Below are 937 nucleotides of genomic sequence, written 5' to 3' on the forward strand. Positions count from 1 at the left end.
TTTAAAACTTTGCAACAGAACCCTGAAAAGTATCAGTATGATAAAAGTGAAGTTGTTGCTCATAATGGTTTTAAATATCGTCAATATTTAACAGATGTTGGAGTAGATACGGATGTTATTCTGCAAGAAATAGTGCAATGGATTCGTGAATCTAACTGTTATGAATATGGGGATTTAGTTGATTATGCTGTATCTGAAAAGTTCGATGACTGGTTTCCTACCGTTAGAAGTCAAACGATCTTTTTAACTGCTTATCTACGCTCTAATCGGCATAAGCCTTTTAAAAAAATAGATAGAGAAACTGGGGAGATATTGGAATGATTGATAGAAAAAATGATTTAGCAATTGAGAATGAAAAGTTAAGAAAAGAAAATTTAGAATTGAGAAAAGAGGAAGGCACTCTCTTCGGGTTTTTGGTCTGTACTGAAATCAAGGTATTATTGGGAATCCCAGCTTAAATCNACGCAAACTATCAATGTGATTATCGTCCGGTTTACTCAAAAACTATTGATCCAGAGACGGGAGAAATGAGATAATGCAAAATAAAATTTATCGAGTCTTACAAAATGATGAAGTGGTCGCAATCTTTAATCGTAAGGATTACGCAAATGATTTTATTGATTATCAAGCAACGATTTCGGATAAAAAATTTGAAATTGAGGAAGTTTCGTTGGCTGATTGGTTGCTTCAGCCAAGAGAATTTTAAGGATAAATGAGATAATTAGATGAAATATTAGAATAAAAAAATTTGTCCCTGCTGGAAAAACTAAGGAGTTCTCTTATTTCTTTTGGCAAATAAATTTGTCAAAAAAGTGACACCTGATTTCGTTTGCTGAATCAGGTAATCATGTATTGAACGAGATTAAAGAAAAAGAACCCTATTAAAACAGGGTTCTTGATACACGATTCTATCCAATTTCGTGTATCAGAATAATGG

General features: G+C 32.7%; 2 protein-coding genes and 1 pseudogene. All 3 read left to right on the forward strand.

Features of this window, described 5'->3' with window-relative positions:
* Positions 1-321 (forward strand): annotated as a pseudogene (locus tag EF384_RS09565) (Rep family protein); the annotation flags it as partial.
* Positions 318-458: a hypothetical protein gene (locus EF384_RS09980; protein ID WP_439647014.1), complete on the forward strand. Its 141-nt coding sequence runs from the start codon at positions 318-320 to the stop codon at positions 456-458. The pseudogene EF384_RS09565 and the gene EF384_RS09980, both read left to right, overlap by 4 nt.
* Before the next feature lie 77 nt (positions 459-535).
* On the forward strand, positions 536-706 hold the full coding sequence (locus tag EF384_RS09780; protein WP_164507104.1) for a hypothetical protein: 171 nt from the start codon (positions 536-538) through the stop codon (positions 704-706).
* Positions 707-937: the final 231 nt, after the last annotated feature.

The sequence above is a fragment of the Aerococcus agrisoli genome (assembly GCF_003797145.1).
In the GTDB taxonomy this organism is placed as follows: domain Bacteria; phylum Bacillota; class Bacilli; order Lactobacillales; family Aerococcaceae; genus Aerococcus; species Aerococcus agrisoli.